Annotated in this window: 21 protein-coding genes; 16 read left to right on the forward strand and 5 right to left on the reverse strand. The window is 69.5% G+C overall.

The window, feature by feature from the left end:
* The first annotated feature begins 189 nt into the window (after positions 1 to 189).
* Positions 190 to 1,752: a methyl-accepting chemotaxis protein gene (locus tag SB771_RS03180; protein ID WP_410721761.1), complete on the forward strand. Its 1,563-nt coding sequence runs from the start codon at positions 190 to 192 to the stop codon at positions 1,750 to 1,752.
* A gap of 121 nt (positions 1,753 to 1,873) precedes the next feature.
* On the opposite strand, the gene SB771_RS03185 is transcribed toward SB771_RS03180, so the two are convergent.
* Positions 1,874 to 2,761 (reverse strand): IclR family transcriptional regulator, encoded by an 888-nt coding sequence (locus tag SB771_RS03185; protein WP_175662287.1) that lies wholly within the window; start codon positions 2,759 to 2,761, stop codon positions 1,874 to 1,876.
* A gap of 292 nt (positions 2,762 to 3,053) precedes the next feature.
* Between SB771_RS03185 and SB771_RS03190 the strand changes: the two genes are divergently transcribed.
* The 8 genes from SB771_RS03190 (at position 3,054) to SB771_RS03225 (ending at position 11,435) form a co-directional block, all read left to right on the forward strand.
* Positions 3,054 to 4,136, forward strand: coding sequence for an ABC transporter ATP-binding protein (locus SB771_RS03190; protein WP_011660294.1), 1,083 nt, complete (start codon positions 3,054 to 3,056; stop codon positions 4,134 to 4,136).
* Positions 4,137 to 5,117, forward strand: coding sequence for an ABC transporter permease (locus SB771_RS03195; protein ID WP_175662288.1), 981 nt, complete (start codon positions 4,137 to 4,139; stop codon positions 5,115 to 5,117).
* A complete protein-coding gene (locus SB771_RS03200) occupies positions 5,114 to 5,908 on the forward strand; it encodes an ABC transporter permease (protein WP_175662289.1) in 795 nt (264 codons plus the stop codon). The genes SB771_RS03195 and SB771_RS03200 overlap by 4 nt, the downstream gene beginning before the upstream one ends.
* Positions 5,909 to 5,910: 2 nt before the next feature.
* Positions 5,911 to 6,255: a (2Fe-2S)-binding protein gene (locus SB771_RS03205; protein ID WP_175662290.1), complete on the forward strand. Its 345-nt coding sequence runs from the start codon at positions 5,911 to 5,913 to the stop codon at positions 6,253 to 6,255.
* Positions 6,252 to 7,694 (forward strand): NAD(P)/FAD-dependent oxidoreductase, encoded by a 1,443-nt coding sequence (locus SB771_RS03210; protein WP_175662291.1) that lies wholly within the window; start codon positions 6,252 to 6,254, stop codon positions 7,692 to 7,694. The genes SB771_RS03205 and SB771_RS03210 overlap by 4 nt, the downstream gene beginning before the upstream one ends.
* Positions 7,687 to 8,835, forward strand: a complete 1,149-nt coding sequence (locus tag SB771_RS03215) for an NAD(P)/FAD-dependent oxidoreductase (protein ID WP_175662292.1) — start codon at positions 7,687 to 7,689, stop codon at positions 8,833 to 8,835. The genes SB771_RS03210 and SB771_RS03215 overlap by 8 nt, the downstream gene beginning before the upstream one ends.
* On the forward strand, positions 8,832 to 9,878 hold the full coding sequence (locus SB771_RS03220; RefSeq protein WP_105829946.1) for an ABC transporter substrate-binding protein: 1,047 nt from the start codon (positions 8,832 to 8,834) through the stop codon (positions 9,876 to 9,878). The genes SB771_RS03215 and SB771_RS03220 overlap by 4 nt, the downstream gene beginning before the upstream one ends.
* A gap of 174 nt (positions 9,879 to 10,052) precedes the next feature.
* A complete protein-coding gene (locus SB771_RS03225; protein WP_175662293.1) occupies positions 10,053 to 11,435 on the forward strand; it encodes an MFS transporter in 1,383 nt (460 codons plus the stop codon).
* A gap of 26 nt (positions 11,436 to 11,461) precedes the next feature.
* Here SB771_RS03225 and SB771_RS03230 read toward each other — a convergent pair whose 3' ends face one another.
* Together SB771_RS03230 and SB771_RS03235 are read right to left on the reverse strand one after the other, a co-directional pair.
* Positions 11,462 to 12,472: a 3-hydroxybutyryl-CoA dehydrogenase gene (locus SB771_RS03230; RefSeq protein WP_175662294.1), complete on the reverse strand. Its 1,011-nt coding sequence runs from the start codon at positions 12,470 to 12,472 to the stop codon at positions 11,462 to 11,464.
* Positions 12,469 to 13,575, reverse strand: a complete 1,107-nt coding sequence (locus tag SB771_RS03235) for an NAD/NADP-dependent octopine/nopaline dehydrogenase family protein (RefSeq protein WP_175662295.1) — start codon at positions 13,573 to 13,575, stop codon at positions 12,469 to 12,471. The genes SB771_RS03230 and SB771_RS03235 overlap by 4 nt, the downstream gene beginning before the upstream one ends.
* A gap of 149 nt (positions 13,576 to 13,724) precedes the next feature.
* Between SB771_RS03235 and SB771_RS03240 the strand changes: the two genes are divergently transcribed.
* Positions 13,725 to 14,705, forward strand: coding sequence for an AraC family transcriptional regulator (locus tag SB771_RS03240; protein ID WP_175662296.1), 981 nt, complete (start codon positions 13,725 to 13,727; stop codon positions 14,703 to 14,705).
* Entirely contained in the window at positions 14,702 to 15,739 is a 1,038-nt protein-coding gene (locus tag SB771_RS03245) for a LysR family transcriptional regulator (RefSeq protein ID WP_175662297.1), read from the forward strand. The genes SB771_RS03240 and SB771_RS03245 overlap by 4 nt, the downstream gene beginning before the upstream one ends.
* Before the next feature lie 32 nt (positions 15,740 to 15,771).
* On the opposite strand, the gene SB771_RS03250 is transcribed toward SB771_RS03245, so the two are convergent.
* Entirely contained in the window at positions 15,772 to 16,902 is a 1,131-nt protein-coding gene (locus tag SB771_RS03250; RefSeq protein WP_175662298.1) for a porin, read from the reverse strand.
* 411 nt (positions 16,903 to 17,313) lie between these two features.
* Between SB771_RS03250 and SB771_RS03255 the strand changes: the two genes are divergently transcribed.
* Together SB771_RS03255 and SB771_RS03260 are read left to right on the forward strand one after the other, a co-directional pair.
* Positions 17,314 to 18,720 (forward strand): spinster family MFS transporter, encoded by a 1,407-nt coding sequence (locus SB771_RS03255; protein ID WP_175662299.1) that lies wholly within the window; start codon positions 17,314 to 17,316, stop codon positions 18,718 to 18,720.
* Between the two features lie 156 nt (positions 18,721 to 18,876).
* The gene (locus SB771_RS03260) at positions 18,877 to 19,857 is read left to right on the forward strand and encodes a PDR/VanB family oxidoreductase (protein ID WP_175662300.1); all 981 of its coding nucleotides are present in this window, start codon (positions 18,877 to 18,879) and stop codon (positions 19,855 to 19,857) included.
* Between the two features lie 187 nt (positions 19,858 to 20,044).
* Here SB771_RS03260 and SB771_RS03265 read toward each other — a convergent pair whose 3' ends face one another.
* Positions 20,045 to 20,965 (reverse strand): LysR family transcriptional regulator, encoded by a 921-nt coding sequence (locus SB771_RS03265; RefSeq protein ID WP_175662301.1) that lies wholly within the window; start codon positions 20,963 to 20,965, stop codon positions 20,045 to 20,047.
* A gap of 139 nt (positions 20,966 to 21,104) precedes the next feature.
* Between SB771_RS03265 and SB771_RS03270 the strand changes: the two genes are divergently transcribed.
* From SB771_RS03270 to SB771_RS03280, 3 genes are all read left to right on the forward strand, one after another.
* The gene (locus tag SB771_RS03270) at positions 21,105 to 22,388 is read left to right on the forward strand and encodes an aromatic ring-hydroxylating oxygenase subunit alpha (protein ID WP_175662302.1); all 1,284 of its coding nucleotides are present in this window, start codon (positions 21,105 to 21,107) and stop codon (positions 22,386 to 22,388) included.
* Positions 22,385 to 22,888 (forward strand): aromatic-ring-hydroxylating dioxygenase subunit beta, encoded by a 504-nt coding sequence (locus SB771_RS03275; protein ID WP_175662303.1) that lies wholly within the window; start codon positions 22,385 to 22,387, stop codon positions 22,886 to 22,888. Before SB771_RS03270 ends, SB771_RS03275 begins: the two co-directional genes overlap by 4 nt.
* A 179-nt stretch (positions 22,889 to 23,067) precedes the next feature.
* Entirely contained in the window at positions 23,068 to 23,454 is a 387-nt protein-coding gene (locus tag SB771_RS03280) for a 2-hydroxymuconate tautomerase family protein (RefSeq protein ID WP_006752139.1), read from the forward strand.
* Positions 23,455 to 23,467 lie beyond the last annotated feature (13 nt).

A 23,467-nucleotide genomic window follows, 5' to 3' on the forward strand; every position in this document is an offset into this window, starting at 1 on the left:
GCCGGCTCCCCTTTCTGTCGCATTCCGTCGGGTTCGCGTCGCGTTCGGATAAAAACTTCCGGTCATCGCCGCCGTTAACTCGTTCGCAATCCCGGCGCCCCGCATCGCGACGCGGCGCCCGTCGTCGTTCGTGCTCCGGAATCCACATCCGCCGTCGGCCGCCCATCGTGCCGCCGGCAAGGGAACGTCATGCGAAAACTCACCATCCGCGGCGGACTCGTCGCGACCATCGCCGGCTATACGGCGCTGCTCGTCCTGGTCGTCGGCGCATGCATCGCCGCGCTGTATGCCGGAAACGGCTCGCTCGAAGCGATGTACCGCGACGACACCGCGTCGCTGCTGCACCTGAAAACCAGCTCGGAGCGCATGCTCGTGCTGCGCGAGCGCGTGAGCGACGTCGCGCAGATCATCAGCGCCGGCCAGCCCGCGAAGGCGGAAATCGCGCAACTTCACACGCTGCTGAAACAGAGCAACGACGAACTCGACGCGTACACGCGCCTGCATGCACGCGACGCCGACGAGCAAACCCTGTTCGACACGCTGCAAACGCGTCGTCGCACACTGCTCGACCAGGTGTTCCTGAAGGCGATGTCGCAACTCGACCAAGACAACGCGTTCGACTTCCTCGACACGCATCGCACCGCACAACCGGCGCTGTTCACGGCCTACCAGTATGCGATCGACGCGCTCGAATCGTTCCAGGTCGCGCGCCAGAAGGCGCGCTACGACGCGGCCGGCGCGCGCTTCCACCGGATCGTGTGGGCGATGGCGGCGGTCGCGCTGTTCGCGCTGATCGTCGGCTTCCTCGCGCAGCGCGTGCTCGCGAAGGCGATCATCGAGCCGATCCATCTCGCCGTCGACCACTTCGACAGGATCTCGAAAGGCGACCTGACCGGCACGGTCGTCATTCCCGGCAAAAACGAAATGGCGTATCTGCTGAACGCGTTGAAGCGGATGCAGGACGGCCTCGTCGAAACCGTGACGCAGGTCCGCACGAGCACGGAGACGATCGTCGGCGATGTGCGCACGATCGCGAGCGGCAACGTCGACCTGTCCGCGCGCACGGAGCAGCAGGCCGTGTCGCTGCAACAGGCGGCGGCGAGCGTGGAGCAGCTGACCGCGACCGTGCGCCAGAACGCGGACAACGCGCGCGATGCACGCACTTACGCGCAAGGCGCGGCCGGCATCGCCGCGCGAGGCGGTGACGCGATGCAGCGCGTCGTGGAAACGATGTCCGCGATCTCGCACAGCTCCGCGCGGATCTCCGGCATCGTCGGCGTGATCGAGAGCATCGCGTTCCAGACCAACATCCTCGCCTTGAACGCCGCGGTCGAAGCGGCGCGCGCGGGCGAGCAGGGGCGCGGCTTCGCGGTCGTCGCAACCGAGGTGCGCGGGCTCGCGCAGCGCTGCGCATCGGCGGCGAAGGAAATCCGCGAGCTCATCGGCAACTCGACGCAGCGCGTCGAGGACGGCAGCGGCCTCGTCGCGCTCGCCGGTTCGGCGATGTCCGAACTCGTCACCGCGGTCGAGCGCGTCAACGCGATCATGGGCGAGACCAGCATCGCATTCGACGAGCAGACGTCCGGCATCGAGCAGGTGAATGCCGCCGTCATCCAGATGGAGCAGACGATGCAGCGCAACGCCGCGCTGGTCGAGGAGGCCGCCGCCGCGGCGCTGTCGCTCGAGGATCAGAGCACGCGGCTCGGCGATGCCGTCGCGCAGTTTCGTGTTGGTGAAGCGGCGCTGGCGTGATTGGGCAGGCCGTTGGCGTCGCGCCGTCGCGAGTAAAACCAAAGCGCTCGACAACGCGCGCTTTGATCAGACGTAAAGGACTCGCGTCAGCAAGCCGACGAAACCGCGACGCGCGACGCATCTATACCGTTTTCCCGGCCAGCCCGTGCATCGGCCGCCGCAACGCGGCGTCGAACGGATTCGTGCGCGGGCCGATCGCGTCGGCCTGGCGCCTGAGCAGTTCGACGACCATCGGCATCCGGTCGTCGCCGAGGCGCGACGCCAGCGTGCCGACGCTCAGCGCACCGACGGGATACCCGGTGCGATCGAGGATCGGCACCGCGACGCCGGCCATCCCGTCGAGCACGCCGCTGTTGCGGCCCGCGTAGCCGAGCTGCCGCACGCGTTCGATCTCGGTGCGTAGATAGACCTCGTCGAGCACGCCGTAGCCGCGGATGCGCGGCACGTTGAAGCGGATCACTTCCTCGCGCTCGGCCTCCGGCAGGAACGCGAGGATCGCGAGGCTGCCCTGCCCGACGCCGAGCGCGATGCGCCCACCGATATCGCCGGTAAACGAGCGGATCGGGAACGGCCCTTCGCACAGGTCGAGACACACCGCGTCGAAGCCGCTCTTCACGAGCAGGAAGATCGTCTCGCCGAGACTCGCGCACAGCCGCAGCAGCACGGGCCGGCACAGCGTGCGCATGCTGCTCGGATTGCCGGCCAGCGCGGCGAGCGCGAAAAAGTCGACGCTCAGCCGGTACAGCTTCGACTGTTCGTCCTGCTCGACCATCCCTTCGGCGATCAGCGATTGCAGGATCCGGTGCGCGGTGCCCTGCGTGAGGCCGACGGCCTTCGCAAGGTGCGTGACGCGCACGCCGTCCTGCTGCATGCCGGCCAGTGCGCGCAGGATCGCGAACGCACGCTGCAGCATGCCGGTGCCCGGCGCGCCGGCCGGATCGGCGGCGTCCTCGTCCGGTCGCGGCGCGCGTGCGGCCGGCGACATTCCGGGCGACTGGGGTTCTGGCATGCCGGCTCTCCTCGATGATTTCAGTGAACGGAATACGGTAGCCGCCATTGTCGTCCCGCCGAAATTGCGCGGGCATCCGGGTGTGCACGGGATTGACGCGCGCATTTCGTGGGCCGGCCGCCCTTCATCCATCGGAACGATTCCCACTCGATTCGACATTCCATTCCGTTCACCGGAATTTTTTCGAAATTCCTCCCGTTGAGCAGAATTCCAAATTGACGCTCCGAAATATGGCTGGCTAGAGTCCGCGTCATCGGTGCACCGGCCACGGTGTGCGAACCCGGAGCTCCCCATGTCGTTTCTCACGCTTACGGATCTGACGAAATCGTTCGGCGAGCTGACCGCCGTCGCCGACGTCAACCTGTCGGTCGAACAAGGCGAATTCGTGTCGCTGCTCGGGCCGTCGGGCTGCGGCAAGACCACGACGCTGCAGATGATCGCCGGCTTCGTCGACGTCACGCGCGGCCGCATCGCGCTCGACGGGCAGGACATCACGCACATGAAGCCGAACCGCCGCGGGCTCGGCATCGTGTTCCAGAGCTATGCGCTGTTTCCGCACATGAGCGTCGCGGAGAACGTCGGCTTCGGCCTCGACATGCGCGGCGTCGACAAGGCGGAGCGCGCCGAGCGCATCCGCGCGGCGCTCGCGCTCGTGCGACTCGATGCGCTCGCGCACCGCTTCCCGCGCGAACTGTCGGGCGGCCAGCGGCAGCGCGTCGCGATCGCGCGCGCGATCGTGATCGAACCGCCGGTGCTGCTGCTCGACGAACCGATGTCGAATCTCGACGCAAAGCTGCGCGAGGACATGCAGTTCGAACTGCGCGCGATCCAGCGCAAGATCGGCACGACGACGATCATGGTCACGCACGATCAGTCGGAAGCGCTGTCGATCAGCGACCGCGTGGTCGTGATGGAAGCCGGCCGCATCACGCAGACGGACACGCCGTACCGCGCGTACGAACGTCCCGAGAACCATTTCGTGTCGCAGTTCATCGGCAAGGCGAACCTGCTGCCCGGCACGATCGTCGCGCACGACGGCGACGCGATCCGCATCGACCTCGGCCACGATCTCGCTGAAACGGGCCGCACCGCGCACCTGCCGGCGCGCGAGCGCGACATCCGTGTCGGCGACGCCGTGTCGGTCTGCATCCGCCCGGAAAAGCTGCGACTGTGCGCGCCCGGCGCAGGCCGCTTCGCCGCGACCGTCACGAGCCGCTTCTTCCTCGGCAGCCAGTGGCTGTACCGCGTCGACAGCGCGCTCGGCGAAGTGCTCGTGTGCTGCCAGAACGAAGGCGCGGAGCCGCTCGCGGAAGGCGCGCCGGTCGGCGTCGACTGGCATAGCGACGCGGTGCGCGTGATGCGCCGGGAGGCCTGAATGGGACAGCCAACCCGCCCGCTACCCGCCGACGGTGCGACGGCCGGCCTCGCGCCGTCCGCCGCCGCAGGCGATGCGGTGACGCCGCGCGCTGCCGGCGGCCGCGTGCCGCGCGCCACGTGGCGCGCGCATGCGCCGCTGTGGCTGATGTGCGCGCCCGCGTTCGCGCTGTTCGCCGCGCTCGTGCTCGTGCCGCTCGCGATGACCCTCACGCTCACGTTCTATCGCTTCGACCCGGCCACCGGCCCGATCGCCGCGTTCCAGTTCGGCCACTACGCGGAGGTGCTCGGCTCGTCGTACTTCCATACGATCTTCGCGCGCACCTTCGGCATCGCCGCGCTGACCACCGTGATCTGCGTCGCGATCGGCACGCCGGAAGCGTACGTGCTGTCGAAAATGCGCGACCCGTGGCGCTCGCTGTTCCTGCTCGTGATCCTCGCGCCGCTGCTCGTGTCGGTCGTCGTGCGCGCGTTCGGCTGGAGCATGCTGCTGAACACCAGCGGGCTCGTGAACCAGGCGCTCGGGCTCGCGGGCCTCGGGCCGTACAAGCTCGAATACACGACGTTCGCGATCGTGATCGCGCTCGTTCACGTGATGCTGCCGTTCATGGTGATTCCCGTGTGGACCGCGCTGCAGCGGCTCGATCCACAGACCGAGCACGCGGCGTTGTCGCTCGGCGCCTCGCCGTTCACGACGCTGCGCCGCATCGTGGTGCCGCAGCTGATGCCGGGCGTGCTGTCGGGCAGCCTGATGGTGTTCGGGCTGTCGGCGAGCGCCTTCGCGATTCCGGGCCTGCTCGGCGGACGTCGGTTGAAGGTCGCGGCGACCGCCGTCTACGACGAATTCCTCGGCTCGCTGAACTGGCCGCTCGGCGCGACGATCGCGGTGCTGCTGCTGATCGCGAACCTCGTCGTGATGCTCACCTACTACCGCGTGCTCGAACGCCGCTACGCGCGCAGCCTCGGAGGCGCTTCCCGATGAGCAAGAACGGCCCTATCGCCCTGGCGTTCCATACGCTCGTGATCCTGTTCGTGCTCGCGCCGCTCGCGATCGTCGTGCTCGTCGCGTTCACGCCCGACGAAACGCTGACGCTGCCGACGCACGGGCTGTCGCTGCGCTGGTTCCGCGCGATCCTCGACTATCCCGACTTCGTCACCGCGTTCGCCAACAGCGTGAAGCTCGCGTTCGCGTCGGCGACGCTGTCGCTCGCGATCGCATTGCCCGCCGGGCTCGCGATCGGCCGCGCGACGTTTCCGGGCCGCGCGTTCCTGAACGGGCTGCTGCTGTCGCCGCTCGTGATTCCCGGTCTCGTGCTCGGCATCGCGCTGCTGCGCTTCTTCGCGCTGATCGGCGCGACCGGCTCGTTCGCGTGGCTGGTGCTCGCGCACATGATCGTCATCACGCCGTTCGTGATGCGGCTCGTGCTCGCGTCCGTCGCGGGCCTCGACCGCAGCATCGAGCAGGCCGCGTGCTCGCTCGGCGCCGATCCGTGGACGACGTTTCGCCGCATCACGCTGCCGATGATCGTGCCGGGCATCACCGGCGGCTGGCTGCTCGCGTTCATCAACAGCTTCGACGAGCTGACGATGTCGATCTTCGTCACGTCGCCGCAGACGGTCACGCTGCCGGTGCGCATGTACATGTACGCGACCGAATCGATCGATCCGATGATGGCGTCGGTATCGACGCTCGTCATCCTCATCACCGCCGGCGCGATGCTGCTGCTCGATCGCGTGTACGGCCTGAACCGCATCCTGATCGGCCAACACTGACGATGACTTCCGTTTCCCGTTCCACCGACATCGCCGACGACGGCCCGCAATTCGTGCGCGTCGCCGAACGCGAGCGCGCCGCCATCGCGTTCACGCTCGACGGCCGCCCCGCCCAGGCGCTTGCCGGCGACACCGTGCTCACCGCGATCCTCGTCGCGCAACGCCGCGTGCGCGTGAGCGAATTCAGCGGCACGCCGCGCGCGGGCTTCTGCCTGATCGGCGCGTGCCAGGACTGCTGGGTGCGCACCGAGGCCGGCGCGCGCGTGCGCGCATGCTCGACGCCAATTGCCGAAGGCATGCGGATTCTCACCGGTGCGCAGCACGCCATCAACGGAGACGCATCGTGAGCGACGCTCTGCGACCGGTGATCGTCGGCGCGGGGCCGGCCGGCGTGCGCGCGGCCGAGGCGCTGGTCGACGCGGGGCTGCGCCCTGTCGTGATCGACGAGAACGCGCGCTGGGGCGGCCAGATCTACCGGCAGCCGCCGGTCGACGGCGCGTTCGCCCGCAGCAAGCGCGCGCTGTATGGCTTCGAGGCCGCGAAGGCGGACGCCGTGCACCGGACGATGGCCGCGCTGCTGCCGCAGGTCGACTACCGGCCGAACACGCTCGCGTGGGCGTGCGGCGCGGGCCGCGTCGACACGCTGCAGGACGGCCGTGAAACGACCGTGCCGTTCTCGCACCTGATCATCGCGAGCGGCGCGACCGACCGCATGCTGCCGGTGCCGGGCTGGACGCTTGCCGGCGTCTATACGCTCGGCGGCGCGCAGGTCGCACTGAAGTCGCAAGGCTGCGCGATCGGCAGCCGCATCGTGTTCGCGGGCACGGGGCCGTTGCTGTATCTCGTCGCTTACCAGTACGCGAAGGCCGGCGCGCAGGTCGCGGCGGTGCTCGACACGAGCCCGCTGCGCCGGCAGGCCGCCGCGACACCGGCGCTGCTGCGCATGCCGGCGACCTTCGCGAAGGGGCTTTATTACATCGGCTGGCTGCGTGCACACGGCGTCGCGATCGAAACGGGCGTCACGCTCGAACGCGTGCTCGGCGAGCGGCATGTGACCGGCCTCACGTGGCGTGGCGCCGGTAACGGTGCACCGCGCCGACTCGACTGCGATGCGCTCGGCCTCGGCTTCGGGCTGCGTTCGGAAACGCAGCTTGCCGATCTCGCCGGCTGCCGGTTCCGTTTCGATCCGCTCAACCACGCATGGCTGCCGGAACGCGACGCGGCCGGCCGCACGTCGGTGCGCGGTATCTACGTCGCGGGCGACGGCGCCGGCATCGCGGGGGCCGATGCGGCCGAGGCGTCCGGGCGGCGCGCGGCGCTCGCGCTGCTCGATGACGCGGGCATCGTGACGTCATCGCCGTCGCCATTGCTGGCCTGCAAGCCCGATGCGGCCGCGCTCGAACGCACGCTCGTCCGGCTCGGCGCATTCCGCGCGGGCCTCGAGGCGGCGTTCGCGCCGCCGCCGGAGCTGGCCGCACGCTGCCCGGACGACACGATCGTATGCCGCTGCGAGGAGATCGACGCGGGCACGCTGCGGCGCTGCATCCACGACGGCGCGGCCACCGAGCTGAACCGGCTGAAGGCGCTGACGCGCGCCGGGATGGGCCGCTGCCAGGGCCGCATGTGCGGCGATGCGACCGCTCTCGTGCTGGCCGCCGAAACCGGCCGCCCGCTCGCGGACGTCGGTCGGTTGCGCGCGCAACCACCTGTGAAGCCGTTGCCGATCTCGGCCGCGCTCGCGGGCGACGACGTCGCGGCGATTCCCGACGAGGCGCGCGATGAGTGAACGCCGTCACTACGACGTCGCGATCGTCGGCGGCGGCCTCGTCGGCGCGTCGGCCGCGCTGGCGCTGGCGCGGCGCGGGCTGCGCGTCGCGCTGTTCGAGCGCCGCGACTGCGGCGCGCAGGCGAGCGGCGTGAACTACGGCGGCGTGCGCTGCCAGGGCCGCCCGGCCGAGCAACTGCCGCTCGCGCTGCGCGCACGGCGCATCTGGGACCGCCTGCCCGAGCTGATCGGCATCGACGGCGAATTCGTCGTGTCGGGCCACTTGCGGCTCGCGCGCAGCGACGCCGACCTCGATGCGCTCGATGCGTATGCGACGCTCGCCGGCGAGCGCGGCTTGCCGCTGCAGGTGATGCGCGGTGACGCGTTCCGCCGCCGCTACCCGTGGCTCGGCCGCGCGGCGCTCGGCGGCTCGCTGTGCACGACCGACGGCCACGCGAACCCGCGCATCGTGTCGCCCGCGTTCGCGCGGGCGGCCCGCGCGGCGGGCGCCGACGTGTTCGAGCACGCAGCGGTCGACGACGCCCGGCACGACGGCATGCGCTTTCACGTTCAGGCGGGCGGCCGCGCGTGCACGGCGACGTGGCTGATCAATTCGGCCGGCGCATGGGCGAACACCATCGCCGAACGTTTCGGCGAAGCCGTGCCGATGGAGCCGATCTACCCGAACATGTGGGTGACCGAGCCGCTGCCGCCGTTCATCACGCACAACCTCGGCGTGTACGGCGGCGGGGTGTACGCGCGGCAGGTCGCGCGCGGCAACTGCGTGATCGGCGGCGGGCGCGGCCGCGGCGACGGCGAATTCGGCCAGCCGTCGGTCGACACGACGCGCGCGGTGATGCGCGACGCGTGCGCGCTGTTGCCCGCGCTGCGCGATGCGCTGCTGATCCGCACGTGGAGCGGCGTCGAAGGCTGCACGCCCGACCACAACCCGATCATCGGCGCGAGCCGCACGACCCCGAACCTGTTGCATGCGTTCGGCTTTTCCGGCGGCGGCTTCCTGCTCGCGCCGGGCGTCGGCGAGGTACTCGCCGAGCTCGTCACGACCGGCGAAACCGCCACGCCACTCGATGCATTCTCGATCGGCCGCTTCGCGCCGCACGCGCCGATCACCCCTTTCCGTCAAGAGGAGACCCACAAGTGAAACTGTTCGGAACGATCGCGGCCGCCGCCGCCCTCTGCGTCGCCGGCGCCGCCGCGCCCGCATTCGCGCAAACGAAGACGATCTACGTCGGCATGAACGGCGGCCCGATGGAAAAGGCCTATACGAGCCAGGTGCTGCCCGAGTTCGAGAAGGCGAACAACGTGAAGGTGGTCGTCGTGCCCGGCACGTCGTCGGACGTGCTCGCGAAGCTGCTCGCGAACCGCAACAAGCCGCAGATCCACGTCGCGTTCCTCGACGACGGCGTGATGGCGCGCGCGGTCAGCCTCGGCGTGTGCCAGAAGCTCGACGATTCGCCGGTGCTCAAGGAGCTGTATCCGTTCGCGCGGATGAAGGACGACGTCGGCGCGGGCGTGCAGCTCGGGATGACCGGCATCGCGTACAACAAGAAACTGTTCACGGAGAAGGGCTGGGCGCCGCCGACGTCGTGGATGGATTTCGCCGATCCGAAATACAAGGGCAAGGTCGTGTTCCAGTCGGCGTCGAGCAGCACGTTCGGGCTGCACGGCTTCCTCGCGATCAACCGGTTGCTCGGCGGCAGCGAACAGAACGTCGAGCCCGGCTTCAGCAAGTGGGCGAGCACGGTCGGGCCGAACGTCGTCGAGTACATCCCGAACTCGGCGAAGATCTCCGAGATGGTGCAGACCGGCGAGGCCGGCCTGTTCCCGCTGACGCCGACCGGTGTCGGCGACCTGCAGGACAAGGGCATTCCGGTCGCGTATGCGAACCCGAAGGAAGGCCCGGTGCTGCTGCTCGTCGACCTGTGCGTCGTCGCGAACAATCCGGATCCGCAACTGGCGCAGAAGCTCGCGCAGTTCCTGCTGTCCGCGCCCGCGCAGACGAAGGCCGCCGAAGCCGGCAAGCAGATCCCGACCAACCGCCTCGCGAAGATGCCGGCCGCGATGCAGCAAAGCCTCGGCAACGTCGACGATCTCGTGCGCAAGGTGACGGTGGTCGACTGGGCGGCGATCAACGCGCGCCGTGCGCAGTGGGATACGCGCTGGAACCGGCAGATCGAGCGGTAACGGGCTGCGGCGCGCGCGGGCACGGCCGCGCGCGGCGCGACCATCATCAGCGGGAGTGATGACACTCCCCTTTTTTTGTGGATTTGACCGGGGCGGCGGTGCCGACAACACTAGCCCGCAGTGCCGCATGCGCTCTCCAGAGACGGCACGCGTTCGTCCCCTTCAGAGTCCGCCATGTACCCGACCGACACCGTGCAATCCCCGAGCGCCGCCCGGCCGCTCGCCGACCGGCAACTGCGCCGGATCGTCATCGCCTCCGTCGCCGGCAACGCGATGGAATGGTATGACTTTTTCGTCTACGGCACGGCCGCCGCGCTCGTATTCGGCCACGTGTTCTTTCCGCCCGGCGCATCGCCGCTCGCCGGCAGCCTCGCCGCGTTCGCGGCGTTCGCGCTCGGCTTCGTCGCGCGGCCGCTCGGCGGGATCGTGTTCGGCCATGTCGGCGACCGCTACGGGCGCAAGGCATCGCTCGTGTGGACGCTGCTGATCATGGGCGCGTCGACGTTCGCGATCGGCCTGCTGCCGACCTACGCGCAGGTCGGGCTGTGGGCGCCCGCGGCGCTCGTCGTGTTGCGGCTGCTGCAGGGCGTCGCGTCCGGCGGCGAATGGGGCGGCGGCGTGCTGATGATCAGCGAGAACGCACCGCCCGAGCAGCGCGGCTACTACGCGGCGTGGAGCCAGCTCGGCGTGGGCGGCGGCTTCGTGCTGTCGTCGGCCGCGTTCCTCGCCGCACAGGCGCTGCCGGACGACGCGTTCCGCACCTGGGGCTGGCGGCTGCCGTTCCTCGCGAGCATCGCGATCTTCGCGATCGGCATCTATATCCGCCGCCACCTGCCGGAAAGCCGCGACTACGAGCAGGCCGCCAAGCGCGGCGCGCACACGCACTTGCCGATCGTCGAGTGCATCCGTCGTCATCCGAAGGAAATCCTGCTCGCGATGGGGCTGCGCGTCGCCGAAAACGGCGGCGCATACATCTTCCTCGCGTTCTCGCTCGTCTACGGCAAATACGTCGGCATCCCGAACGGCGTGATGCTGACCGGCGTGATGATCGCGATGATCGTCGAAATGGGCGCGATGCTCGCGTGGGGCCGCCTGTCCGACCGGATCGGCCGCAAGCCCGTGTACCTGATCGGCGCGCTGAGCCTCGTCGCGTGCGCGTTTCCGTTCTTCTGGCTGCTCGACACGCGCGCGACGCCGCTCGTGTGGCTCGCGCTGACGATCGGCACGGCGGTGAGCCACGGCGCGATGATCGGCACGCTGCCCGCGCTGGTCGGCGAGCTGTTCAGTACCGAGGTGCGTTACTCGGGCGTCGCGCTCGGCCATGAAGTCGCGTCGATCTTCGCCGGCGGGATGTCGCCGCTGATCGCGACCGCGCTGCTCGCGCGCTATCACGCGTCGTGGCCCGTGTCGCTGTTCCTCATTGCGCTCGGCCTCGTGACCGTCGCGACGCTGTGCATGATGCGCGAGACGCGGGGTATGCCCGCAGCCGGTATGCCCGATGCCGGTACGCCCGATGCCGGTATGCCCGCCGCCAGCACGCGCGGCGACGCGGCATGACCGCGCGGCCGCGCGCCGCGCGACGCTCAGGCCCCGGAATCGCGCCGTGCGGCGTCGAACCCGGGCGCGAGCCCGAGGTGATCGAGCAGCCGCGCGAACTCGCCGAGCCGTTGCTGCATGTAAGCCGGCACATCGACTTGCGCATAGTCGTGGAACCCGGCGCCCGTCCGCACGCCGTCGCGCCCGGCCTCCATGTTGCGCACGACACTCGCGGCCGGCGCGAAGCGCGGACCGATCTCGTCGGCGAGATACGTCGACGCGTAGTACAGGATGTCGCAGCCGCCCCAGTCGATGAACTCGAGCAGCCCGAGCACCGCGAAGCGCGGGCCGAAACCGGTGCGAATCGCCGTGTCGATGTCCTCGGCGCTCGCGACGCCCTCCTCGACCATCCGCGCGGCCTCGTTCATCGCGAGCGCCTGGATGCGCGGCACGATGTAGCCGGGCGCCGGCCCGCAGATCACCGGCTTCTTGCCGACGCGCTCGAGCAACGCGGCGAGCGCGTCGACAACCGCCTGATCCGTCGCGTCGCTGCGGCTGATCTCGACGAGCGGCATCAGCAGTGCCGGGTTCAGCCAGTGGGCGTTCAGCATCCGCTCCGGGTGCGCGACATGGCGCTGCAATTCGGTGACGACGAACGTCGACGTCGTCGACGCGATGGTTGCGCGCGCACCGACATGTGCGCCGAGCCAGCGCAGCGCGTCGGCCTTCGCGTCGAGCACTTCCGGCAGCGCTTCGAACACGATGCCGGCATCGCGCACGGCGTGCACCGCATCGTCGCGCGCGACCAGCGCGATGCGCGCGACGACGGCCTCGGCCTGCGCGCGATCGATGCGGCCGAGCGCGACCTGCGCATGCAGCGGCCGCAGGATCTCGCCGCGCGTGCGATCCTCGAATGCGCGCCATCCTTGCGCGTCGCGCGGCTTGAAATCGATCAGCGTCACGTCGAGGCCCGCGAATGCGAACACGAGCGCGATCCCCTGCCCCATGCGTCCCGCGCCGAGCACGTGCACGCGCGTCACGTCGAGGGCGGCCATCATGCGGCGTACCCCGCATCGAGCAGCGCGCGCATCGCGTCGCGCGACAGCGCGGCGAGACCCAAACCGTCCAGCGTGCGCCCTTGCGCATACAGGTCGCGGCCGGTGACGGCCGACGCGACGCTCAGCAGCCCCTGCGCAACGGGCGTCGGCACGTTGGCCCAGCGTCCGCACGACACGATGAAGGACAGCCCGAGCCGGGTGTCCTCGAGCATGTAGCGATGCGTGCGCAAATCGATCTTCTCGCGCCAGTCGCCGCTGTCGGTCAGCTTGCCGTGCGCGCCGCGCCCGTACATCCATTCGTCGCCGTCGGTCGCGTAGTGGTCCGCGAGCGGGAAATGCGGCGCGCGGTAGCCGAGCGCCTCGCGCACGGCGATGCGTTCGGCGTCGAGCGCGTTCGTCACGCGGCGGATCGACGGTTGCGTGCCCTCGTTGTGGATGTCCCACGCGTCGAAGTGTTCGAGCGGCCCGGCGTTCATCAGGATCAGCGGCGGATGGATCACCGGGCCCGCGTTCATCAGCGCGCCGGACAGCGCGTCCTCGACCGGCTCGACCGACGGATAACCGGCGCGCAGCACGTCGAACGCCCAGCCGGCCGCGTTCGCGGGAAACACGCCGGTCGGCAGGCGCGTCGCGTATGCGCTGATCACGACCGCGTTGTCGCCGTGCTTGCGCACCAGGTACGGCAACGTGCCCGTCTCGGCGTACGCGACGCGCGCACGGTTGCCGGCATCGGCCGCCGCGCGCGCGAACACGAAGCTGCCGAACGTGCCAGGCGGCAGGAACACGACCTGGCCATCCTCGAGCAGCGGCGCGACCTGCGCGGCCAGCGCGTCGTGCGACAGCGCCGGCAGCGGCACCACGACGAGCCGCGCGCCGCGCAGCGCGGCCGCGAGATCGTCGGTCAGCCGGATCGCGCCGGGTGTATCGCCGAGCGGCACCGCGCGCTCGCCGCGATAGTCGGTCACGTGCAGCGCGCCAAGTTCGCGCAGCCGCGCATGCGGTTCGCGGTCGCGCCGCCACCACGTCACGTCGTGGCCCTTCTCGAACAGGTCGATCGCGGCCGCATGGCAGCCGTGGCCGCCGCCCAGTACACATACCTTCATCGTTTTCTCCCGGTGAGTGAGTGTTGCCGAGACTACGCGGCGGCGCGCATCGCGTCGCTTCAAAACGCGCAACGGCACGCCCGTTCGCGCAACGCATTCGCGGCGATGCGCATCACGCCGCGCCCACGCATCCGACACGAGGCCACCGCATGGACATCGCCCTCTCCCGACATGCGCCGAACCGGCTCGGCACGCTGCATGCGCCCGACGAAGTCGAACGCGCGGTCGCGCACCGGCTCGGGCCGCACCGGATGGCCGCGCACGGCCGCGATCCGTTTCATGCGGAGCTGTACGAGGTGCCGCTGCATCACGGCGCGCTGCTCGAGCTCTGCTACGGCCGCGAAACGCGCATCGATTTCGGCGACGATGCCGATCACTTCCTGTTCCGGCTGACGCTATCGGGCGCGTGCGAGCTGCGGGCCGGCCAGCGGATCGCGCGTGCGGGCCCGGGCGAGCTGACCGTGTCGTCGCCCGCGCTCGCGAGCCGCCTGCGCACGAGCCCGGATTGCCGCAACCTGGTGCTGCGGCTGGAGCGCGGGGCACTCGAACGCAAGCTGCAGGACATGCTGCACGCGACGCTCACGCGGCCGCTGCACTTCGATCTCGCCGCGGGCGGCAACGGCAACGGCGCGGGCGCCGCGCTCGTGCCGCCGACGTTCGAGTACCTGTGCCGGCTCGGCGCGCAGCCGGGCCTCGGCACATCGGCGACGACGTTCGGCGCCGATCTCACCGCATGGCTGATGTCGCTGCTCCTCACGCACCTGCCGCATTCGTACAGCGCTGCGCTCGCGCGCGGCACGCCGCCGCTGCCGGCGCACGTGCGCCGCGCATGCGACCACGTCGACGCGCATCTCGGCGAACCGCTCGCGCTCGCCGCGCTGGCGGCCGTCGCGGGCGTCGCGCCGCGCACGCTGCAGCATGCGTTCCGCGCGTTCCTGAACACCACGCCGGCCGCCTACGTGCGCGAGCGCCGGCTGGCCGCGGTGCACGCCGCGCTGCAACGCGGCGACGCGCGCAGCGTGACCGATGTGCTGATCGCGCACGGCATTCATGGCTTCGGCCATTTCGCGAAGGCCTATGCGCGGCGTTACGGCCACGCGCCTTCCGTCACCGCGAGGCAAGCACCATGACGCACTCCGCCACCAGCCGGCCGCCGGCCCCGTCCCGCGCCGAACCTTCACCGCACGACGGCGATTCGCCCGACGGCCTGCGCGTGCAGGATCTCGATCTCAACTTGCTGAAGACGTTTCGCGCGGTGTACGAGGAGCGGCACGTGGGCCGCGCGGCGCTGCGGCTTGGCGTCACGCAGCCGTCGGTCAGCTACGCGCTCGGCCGCTTGCGGCTGATGTTCCGCGACGCGCTGTTCGTGCGCACCGGCACCGGCGTCGAGCCGACGCCGCGCGCGCAGCGGCTCGCGATATCGGTCGACAAGGCGCTCGCGATCCTGCAGGACGTGCTCGACGAAGGCTCGCGGTTCACGCCGGACAGCACGCAGCGCGTGTTCCGGCTGCACATGAGCGATTTCGCGGCGAGCGCCTTCCTGCCGACGTTGCTCGCGGCATTCGACCGGCGCGCACCGGGCGCGGTGATCGAGACGCTGCACGTCGACGAATGCCAGCTCAACGTCGCACTCGAATCGGGCCGCATCGATTTCGCGCTCGGGCATTTCGCGGATGCGTCGAGCCATTTCCAGCGCGCGGCGCTCCTGCACGAGCGCTGCGTGTTGCTGATGCCGCGCCGCACCGCGCGGCGCGTCGCGCTGCCCGACGAATTCGTGCTCGACGGCGACGCGCCGGACACGCTGCGCTTCGTCGCGGTGACCTCGCATCCGCAGTCGATGCAGTTACTCGAGCGCCACGGACTGATGCCGCGCGTGCGGGCTGCGCTACCCGACTTCATGGTGGTGCCGGCGCTGCTCGAACACGGCGATTACGCGCTGATCCTGCCGGAGACCGTCGCGATCACGTTCGCCGCGCGTCAGCCGTGCACGCTGTACGAGATCGCCGGGGCCGGCGAATGGGCCGTCAACGCGTACTGGCACCGGCGCTTCGATGCGGACCCGGGCCATCGCTGGCTGCGTGCGCTGCTGCTGGAGTTGTTCGATATCGGCCGGCAGCCGCCGTTCGACGCATGGCTCGCGCCGCACCCGCCCGCCTGCGCGTAGCGGCGCAGGCGGCCAGGGGCAAATCTCGGCGCTCAGAACGACGTGAGGATGCCCGCGACGATCGAGCTGGCGGTCGCGCCGGGTTTCGCGACCGCGACGCCGCCGCCCGCCGCGCCGTTCACGACGAAGCGCGCATGCGCGCCGTTGCGCACCATCGCCGCGCCCGTGTACAGCACCGTGCGCTTCGACAACGGATAGTCGAAGCGGATGCCGTACGAATCGGCGTTGCCGTCGCTGTCCGCGACCTTCCGGTAGTGGCCGATGCTCAGCAGCAGCGACGCGCGTCCGATCGGCACCGTCGCGCTGAGCTCCATCGTGTCGCTATGCGGATACGCACTCTGGCTGTCGATCGCGGCCGCGACGTCGGGGCCGCCGCGATGGCGCATGTACAGCGCGGCGATCTTCACGACGCTGAAGTCGTACGAGATCGCGCCGAGCGTGTAGTTGCCGTTCGCGGTCGTACTCGTTGTGCCGAGCGCGGATGCGGCGACTGGGCTGAACTTCTGCTGCATGTAGTCGACGTCGATCGACAACCCGCCGCGCGCGTAGTTGAGGCCCGCGCCGTACGTATCGCCGAGCGTCGCCGGCTGGCCGGCCGCGCCGTTGGTTCCGCGCGCGGCCATCGCGCGGAGCAGGAATCCGGCATAGCGCGGCGACGTGTAGCGCATCGAGTTGCGCACGCGCAGGAACGCGGGCCCGACGAAGTTGTTCGTCGCGTTGCCCCACGCGAGGCCCGCGCCGAGACCGGGCAGGCTGTACGTGACGAGCGTGGTGTGCAGGATCGTGTAGAGCTCGCCGAACTGCACGCCGCCGAACGGCCCGGTGATGCCGACCCACGCCTCGCGGCCGAACAGTGCGCTGCTGTTCGACAGCGCGCCGCTCGCGGCGTTGAAGCCGTCCTCGAGCTTGAAGATGGCCGCGTAGCCGCCGCCCAAATCCTCGACGCCCTTCAACCCCCACTGCGACGCCCACAGGTTGCCGCTGCCCATGCGCGTCACGTGGTTCGGCCCGGCGTTCGCGTATTCGATCGCGGTGTCGATGCGGCCGTAGAGCGTCACGCTCGATTGCGCGAGGGCCGGCAGCGACGCGCACGCCAGGAGCGCGGCAACCAGCGTGGCACGCGGTACGGCAAGCCGGTCGGCCCGCCCGTTCGGATGGTTCATCTTCGTCGTCCCGTAGTCATTCCGGCGCCGGTCGGCGTCGCGCCGCTCGATGTGAAACGCGTTCGCGATCTCGTGCGAACACTGCCGATCAAAACCGGGCCGAGTCTAGGAACGACAATTTCGGACGTCGACGCAATCCGCTCTATAACGCTTATAGATGCGCCGCATGATGCGCGCGGGCCCCGTCGCACGCGCGCTGCGCGCCGCCCCGCACGCACGGCCTCGGTGTTTTCTTTATCCGGGTCGGTAAAGGTCCGTGTGGCGCGGCTGTCACTCCGGCTATGGCGGCCGAATTTGGCCGACTACGCTGCGTCTCCGACACGTGTCACCCGCACGCTTTCGCGCCGCGACGGCGCCCGGCCCGCGAGGCCGGCGCCGCGCCTTTCCACCGCCCGCTCCTGGAGAATCCGCATGTCCGCACCCACGGCCCGCGCTGCCGACGGCAAGCGCTATACGTACGAATGGTATGTCGTCGTCATCTGCATGCTCGCGTACGTCTTTTCGTTCGTCGACCGACAGGTGCTCGTCCTGATGATCGAACCGATCAAGCGCGACCTGCACCTGACCGACACGCAATTCAGCCTGCTCAACGGCTTCGCGTTCTCGCTGTTCTACGCGGTAATGGGGCTGCCCGTCGCGTATCTCGCCGATCGCTACGCGCGCCCGCGCATCATCGCGCTCGGCATCGCGCTGTGGAGCGTCGCGACCGCCGCGTGCGGGCTCAGCCAGCAGTTCGTGCAGATGTTCATCGCGCGCATGGGGGTCGGCGTCGGGGAGGCCGCGCTGTCGCCCGGCGCGTATTCGATGCTCGCCGACTACTTCCCGAAGGAGAAGCTCGGCCGCGCGATCGCCGTGTATTCGCTCGGCTCGTTCATCGGCGGCGGCGTCGCGTTCCTGATCGGCGGCTACGTGATCGCGCTGCTCAAGCACGCGAGCGCGTTCACGCTGCCGCTCGTCGGGCAGGTGCACGCATGGCAGGTCACGTTCCTGATCGTCGGGCTGCCGGGGATCTTCGTCGCGCTGCTGTTCGCCGCGACCGTGCGCGACCCGCAGCGCAAGGGGCTCGCGCAGGATCGCTCGGGCGCCGTGCGGCGCGTGTCGATGCGCGATTCGCTGCGCTTCGTCGGCACGCATCGCGCGACCTTCACGTGCCACTACCTCGGCTTCTCGTTCTATGCGATGACGCTGTACTGCCTGCTGAGCTGGACGCCCGCGTTCTATATCCGCCACTTCGGGATGACGGCCGTCGAAGCCGGCTACACGCTCGGCATCGTACTGCTGGTCGCGAACACGGCCGGCGTGTTCTGCGGCGGCTGGCTCAACGACTGGCTGCTGCGCCGCGGACGCAGTGATGCGCCGATGCGCGCCGGCGCGATCGGCGCCGCGTGCATGGTGATTCCCGCGACGCTGTTCACGCAGCTCGACAGCCTGCCGGCGTCGCTCGCGATGCTCGTCGTCGCGATGTTCTTCGCGTCGTTCCCGATGCCGACATCGACCGCCGCGATGCAGACGCTCGCGCCGAACCAGATGCGCGCGCAGATCTCCGCGCTGTTCCTGCTCGTGTCGAACCTGATCGCACTCGGCATCGGCACGACCGTCGTCGCGCTGTTTACCGATCGCGTGTTCGGCGCGCCGGCGGCGGTCGGCCATTCGATGTCGATCGTCAACGTCGTCGCCGCCACGCTCGCCGCGCTGCTGCTGGCAGCCGGATGCCGGCAGTACCGCCGCAGTCTCGAACGCGAGCGCGGCCATGCGGCTGCGTCGGTCAACGCCGCCAATGCGGCCGTCGACGGCGGCAACGCGGTCGCCGCACGCTGAGCGCGCGACGATCGGGCCGCGGTTCAATTATCCATCCCACTGATTCCGGCATCGCTTTTTTATCGATTTGATTTATTCGATGCCCATCCCTATTCTCGGCTGCATGACGGCGCGGTATCCGCCGCGCCGGTTTCTTCCCTACCCCACGGAACACCCATGCAAGCGAACCGCCACCAGGTCCGGATCGATGCGCTGATCGACGCGGCGCAGGACATCCGCTGTTTCCGGGTCTCGCGCGTCGACGGCCAGCCGTTCGACGCGTACGAGCCGGGCGCCCATATCGACGTCACCGCGCCGTCCGGCGTCACGCGGCAGTATTCGCTGTGCGGCCGCCCCGACGAGCGCGGCAGCTATCTGTTCGCGGTGAAGAAGGAAGCACGGTCGCGCGGCGGCTCGCGCTCGCTGCACGACGACGTGTGCATCGGCGCGGAGTTGTCAATCGGCGCGCCGCGCAACCTGTTTCGTCTGACGGACGACGCGAGCGAACATGTGCTGATCGCGGCCGGGATCGGCATCACGCCGCTGCTGTCGATGGCGTATGCACTCGAGCAGCGCGGCGCGCGCTACCGGTTGCACTACTTCGCGCGCAGCCGTGAACACGCGGCCTTCGTCGACGAACTGTCAGCCGCCCCGTTCGCCGCGCACGTGACGTTCCATTACGGCATCGAGCCCGACGCGCTGGCGGCCGAGCTTGGCCGCTGCGTCGAAGCGATCGACGCGCACGCGCATGTGTACACGTGCGGCCCCGGCCCGTTCATGGATGCGGTCGTCGCGGCGGCGTCAATGAGGATTCCCGAGGACGCGATTCATCTCGAACGCTTCGCGGCGGAACCGGCCGCGGCCGATGCCGCCACGGATGCCGCGCCGGCGGAAGGCTTCGAAGTGCGGCTGCAGCGCAGCGGGCAATCGGTGCGCGTCGCGCCCGACACGTCGATCGTCGACGCGCTCGCGCGCATCGGCATCGAGGTTGACACGTCATGCGGCGAAGGCGTGTGCGGCACCTGCATGGTGCCGGTGCTCGACGGCGAGCCCGATCATCGCGACCACTGCCTCAGCAAGGCCGAGCGCGCGAGCAATACGGTGATCTGCTGCTGCGTGTCGCGTGCGCGCTCGGCGGTGCTCGTCCTCGATCTTTGATGCGCTGATGAGCTGACGGCGATGATGCGCGGGTGCGCTCGCGTCGGCCCGCGCTCGATCTCGGATGCGCCGATGCACTGACGCGACGATGCGCGAGTGCATCGCGACGGCCCGCGCGTCGATCTCGGATGCGCTGGTGCACTGACGCGTCGATGCGCGAGTGCGTCGCGTCGGCCCGCCCCCGCGCTCACGCTTCGTCGAAATGCTCGACGATCTCGGCGAGCAGCGCGCGCATCCACGCGATGCCCTCGTCCTCGTGAAAGTGCTCGTGCCAGTGCATCGTGACCGGCGCGGGCGGCAGCGTCACCGGCAGGTCGTACAGCCGGAACGCATTGCCGCGGTTCAGGATCTGCGCGAGCCGCCTCGGCAGCGTCGCGTAGAGATCGGTGACCGACAGCACGCTCGGCAGCGCGACGAAGTGCGGCACTTCGAGCGCGATGTTGCGGCCCACGCCCTGCGCGCGCAAGGCGTCGTCGAGCGCGTGGTGGCTGTGCTCGACCGATTTCACGTTGACGTGCGCGGCGCGCACGAACTGCTCGAGGCTCAGCGCCGCGCCGGCCGGCAACCCGCGCCGGCGGCCCGTCATGCACACGTAGGTTTCCTCGAACAGCACCTGGTGGCGCGTGCGCGGCATCAGCTCCGGCAGGTTGCCGATCGCGAAGTCCAGCCGGCTCGCGCGCAGCGCCTCCTCGATCTCCTCCACCGGCAGCGGGTGCACGCTCAGCGTCACGCGCGGCGCGCGCTCGCGCAGCGCCTGGCAGATCGCCGGCAGGTACGCCATCTCGCCCGCATCCGACAGCGACAGCCGGAACGTGCGCGTGCTCGACGCCGGATCGAAACGCTCCGCATAGCGCAGCGCGGCCCGCACCATGTCGAGCGCCTTGCCGACGATCCCCGCGAGTTCGAGCGCGACCGGCGTGGGCTGCATTCCCGCGCGCGTGCGCACGAACAGCGGATCGTCGAACAGCGTGCGCAGCCGCCCGAGCGAATAGCTGACGGCCGGCTGCGACAACGCGAGCCGCTCGCCGGCCTTGGTCAGGCTGCGCTCCTCGACGATCGCCTGGAACACCCGCAACAGGTTCAGATCGAGATGATCGACCGATGTCATCGTGACCTCCATCATTTGCCGTATTTATTTGATCAGCAATTTTAGATCAATTTGACGGATATGTAGCAGAAGCCGAGACTGGTCTCCCGACGCTGCGCACAGCGCGGCCCGACTTCGCGACTCTTTCCCCACGACGACGATGAGCGACATTCCCTACCAGACGATCGACACCCGCGCGTTGCATGGCCTCGCGCAGCCCGACCGCATCGCGCCCGCGATGTATCACGACCCCGCGCTGTTCGAGGCCGAGCTCGACCGCATCTTCTACCGCACCTGGATCTGGGTCGCGCACGACAGCGAATTGCCGAACCCGGGCGACTTCATCACGACGACGATCGGCCGCCAGCCGGTGATCGTCGTGCGCGACAAGACCGGCGAGGTCAACGTGCTGCAGAACCGCTGCCGCCACCGCGGCGCGACCGTGTGCGAATCGCACAAGGGCAACGCGAAGGGCTTCACGTGCCCGTATCACAGCTGGTCGTACGCGCTCGACGGCACGCTGCGCGCGCTGCCGTACGGCGACGGCTACGAAGGCGTGTGCGAGAAGGGCGACCTGCCGCTCGTGAAGCTGCGCGTCGGCGTGTATCAAGGGCTGATCTTCGCGAGCTTCAACGACGACGTCGAACCGCTCGAGGATTTCCTCGGCGGCGCGAAGCCGTGGATCGACCTGTTCATGAAGCAGGGCGCCGGCTACCCGATCAAGGCGAACGGCGAGCACAAGTTCAAGTTCAAGGGCAACTGGAAGATCCAGCTCGAGAACACGACGGATCTCTATCACTTCCCGGTCGTGCACAAGTCGTGGATGAAGTCGATCGACGATGAAACAGCCGCCGCGATCACGAGCTTCATGACGAGCGAGCACGCGTTCTGTCGCGCGCTCGGCAACGGCCACAGCCTCGCGGTGTTGATGCCCGAGCTGATCGATCTCGACGAAGACGACGGCGCGCCGCTGCCCGAGCGCTTCGCGCCGCTCGCGGCAAAACTCGCCGAGCGCCACGCGCCGGACGAAGTGCGCCGCATCGTGCGCTCGCTGCTGGGCGTCGGCTTCAACCTGAACCTGTTTCCGAACCTCGCGCTGTCGATGGCGTTCTTCCGCGTGCTGCGGCCGATTTCCGCGAACGAAACCGAGATCCGCCACGTCGCGCTCGCGATGGACGGCGGCCCCGACGAAGCGAACCGCGAGCGGCTGCGCATCCACGAGCACTTTCAGGGCCCGTTCGGCTTCGGCAGCCCCGACGACGCGGAAGCGTGGGAGCGCGTGCAGCGCGGCGCGCATGCGGGCCCCGACGTGCCGATCCTCGTGAACCGCGGGCTGAACCGCGAGACGACCGCCGCGAACGGCGAAAAGACCGCGCATGCGACCGACGAGACCGGCATGCGCGAGGCCTACCAGCAATGGCGCAAGTTGATGGAGCAAGCATGATGGACGACCGCAACGCCCTTTTCTCGCAGCAGACCTTCGCCCGCGCGGTCGAATTCGTGTGGCGCGAAGCCGAGTTGCTCGACCGCCGCGACTATCGCGCGTGGCTCGACCTGTGGGATCCGGCCGGCCACTACGTGGTGCCGATCGATCCCGACGCCACCGATTTCGCGGCGACGCTGAACTACGTGTTCGACGACCAGGACATGCGCGAGAAGCGCGTGCAGCGGATGCTGTCCGGTTACTCGGCGTCGGCAAGCGACGCGGCGCGCACGGTGCGCACCGTGTCGCGCTTCACGCTGGAAAGCAGCAGCGCCGGCATCGTCGAGCTGAAATCCGCGCAGGTCGTCGTCGCGTACAAGCGCGGCGTCGCGACGCTGTTCGCGGCCGACGTCACGCACAAGCTGCACGTCGATGCCGAAGGCGAGATGCGCATCGCCGAGAAGGTCGTGCGCCTGATCGACTCGACCGAAGCGCTCAGCGCGATCGGCTTCCTGCTGTAACGCGCGGCCGGTTCGCCGCCGCCTGCGCGACGGTGAGCCAGTCGCCTTCACCTGCAAGCGGCCATCGGTTCGCCATCGCCAGCGCAACGGTGAGCCGGTCACCTTCACCTGCAAACGGCCACCGGTTCGCCGCCGCCAGCGCAACGGTGAACCGGTCACCTTCACCTTTCCGGACGACCATGCCCACACTCGAAGTTTTCCTGCCGGCCGGCCACGACGATGCACGCAAGGCCGAGCTGATCGCGCGGCTGTCCGGCGCGACCGTCGACGCGATCGGCGCGCCGATCGAATCGGTGCGCGTGCTGCTCACTGAATTGCCCGCGACCCATATCGGCCTCGGCGGGCGCACGGCCGCGGACGGCGCGCCGCCGTCGCTGCCGGTGATCGTCGCGATCCTGATCGCCGGGCGCACCGACGAACAGAAACGCGCGCTGATCGCCGCGCTGTCGGACGCCGGCGCGAACGTGCTCGATGCGCCGTTGCAGGCGACGCGCGTGATCATCAAGGACATCCCGAACACCGACTTCGGGATCGGCGGCCAGACCGCGCGGGCGTTGGGACGCTGATCGTGTGCCGCGC

This window comes from Burkholderia sp. SIMBA_051 (genome assembly GCF_046534915.1).
GTDB lineage: Bacteria > Pseudomonadota > Gammaproteobacteria > Burkholderiales > Burkholderiaceae > Burkholderia > Burkholderia ambifaria.

What these genes read in the sequence shown, in the direction of transcription:
- SB771_RS03180 (WP_410721761.1), top strand. Translation starts at nt 190, where the DNA reads ATGCGAAAACTCACCATCCGCGGCGGACTCGTCGCGACCATCGCCGGC.
- SB771_RS03185 (WP_175662287.1), bottom strand. Translation starts at nt 2,761, where the DNA reads ATGCCAGAACCCCAGTCGCCCGGAATGTCGCCGGCCGCACGCGCGCCG.
- SB771_RS03190 (WP_011660294.1), top strand. Translation starts at nt 3,054, where the DNA reads ATGTCGTTTCTCACGCTTACGGATCTGACGAAATCGTTCGGCGAGCTG.
- SB771_RS03195 (WP_175662288.1), top strand. Translation starts at nt 4,137, where the DNA reads ATGGGACAGCCAACCCGCCCGCTACCCGCCGACGGTGCGACGGCCGGC.
- SB771_RS03200 (WP_175662289.1), top strand. Translation starts at nt 5,114, where the DNA reads ATGAGCAAGAACGGCCCTATCGCCCTGGCGTTCCATACGCTCGTGATC.
- SB771_RS03205 (WP_175662290.1), top strand. Translation starts at nt 5,911, where the DNA reads ATGACTTCCGTTTCCCGTTCCACCGACATCGCCGACGACGGCCCGCAA.
- SB771_RS03215 (WP_175662292.1), top strand. Translation starts at nt 7,687, where the DNA reads ATGAGTGAACGCCGTCACTACGACGTCGCGATCGTCGGCGGCGGCCTC.
- SB771_RS03225 (WP_175662293.1), top strand. Translation starts at nt 10,053, where the DNA reads ATGTACCCGACCGACACCGTGCAATCCCCGAGCGCCGCCCGGCCGCTC.
- SB771_RS03230 (WP_175662294.1), bottom strand. Translation starts at nt 12,472, where the DNA reads ATGATGGCCGCCCTCGACGTGACGCGCGTGCACGTGCTCGGCGCGGGA.
- SB771_RS03235 (WP_175662295.1), bottom strand. Translation starts at nt 13,575, where the DNA reads ATGAAGGTATGTGTACTGGGCGGCGGCCACGGCTGCCATGCGGCCGCG.
- SB771_RS03240 (WP_175662296.1), top strand. Translation starts at nt 13,725, where the DNA reads ATGGACATCGCCCTCTCCCGACATGCGCCGAACCGGCTCGGCACGCTG.
- SB771_RS03245 (WP_175662297.1), top strand. Translation starts at nt 14,702, where the DNA reads ATGACGCACTCCGCCACCAGCCGGCCGCCGGCCCCGTCCCGCGCCGAA.
- SB771_RS03250 (WP_175662298.1), bottom strand. Translation starts at nt 16,902, where the DNA reads ATGAACCATCCGAACGGGCGGGCCGACCGGCTTGCCGTACCGCGTGCC.
- SB771_RS03255 (WP_175662299.1), top strand. Translation starts at nt 17,314, where the DNA reads ATGTCCGCACCCACGGCCCGCGCTGCCGACGGCAAGCGCTATACGTAC.
- SB771_RS03260 (WP_175662300.1), top strand. Translation starts at nt 18,877, where the DNA reads ATGCAAGCGAACCGCCACCAGGTCCGGATCGATGCGCTGATCGACGCG.
- SB771_RS03265 (WP_175662301.1), bottom strand. Translation starts at nt 20,965, where the DNA reads ATGACATCGGTCGATCATCTCGATCTGAACCTGTTGCGGGTGTTCCAG.
- SB771_RS03270 (WP_175662302.1), top strand. Translation starts at nt 21,105, where the DNA reads ATGAGCGACATTCCCTACCAGACGATCGACACCCGCGCGTTGCATGGC.
- SB771_RS03275 (WP_175662303.1), top strand. Translation starts at nt 22,385, where the DNA reads ATGATGGACGACCGCAACGCCCTTTTCTCGCAGCAGACCTTCGCCCGC.
- SB771_RS03280 (WP_006752139.1), top strand. Translation starts at nt 23,068, where the DNA reads ATGCCCACACTCGAAGTTTTCCTGCCGGCCGGCCACGACGATGCACGC.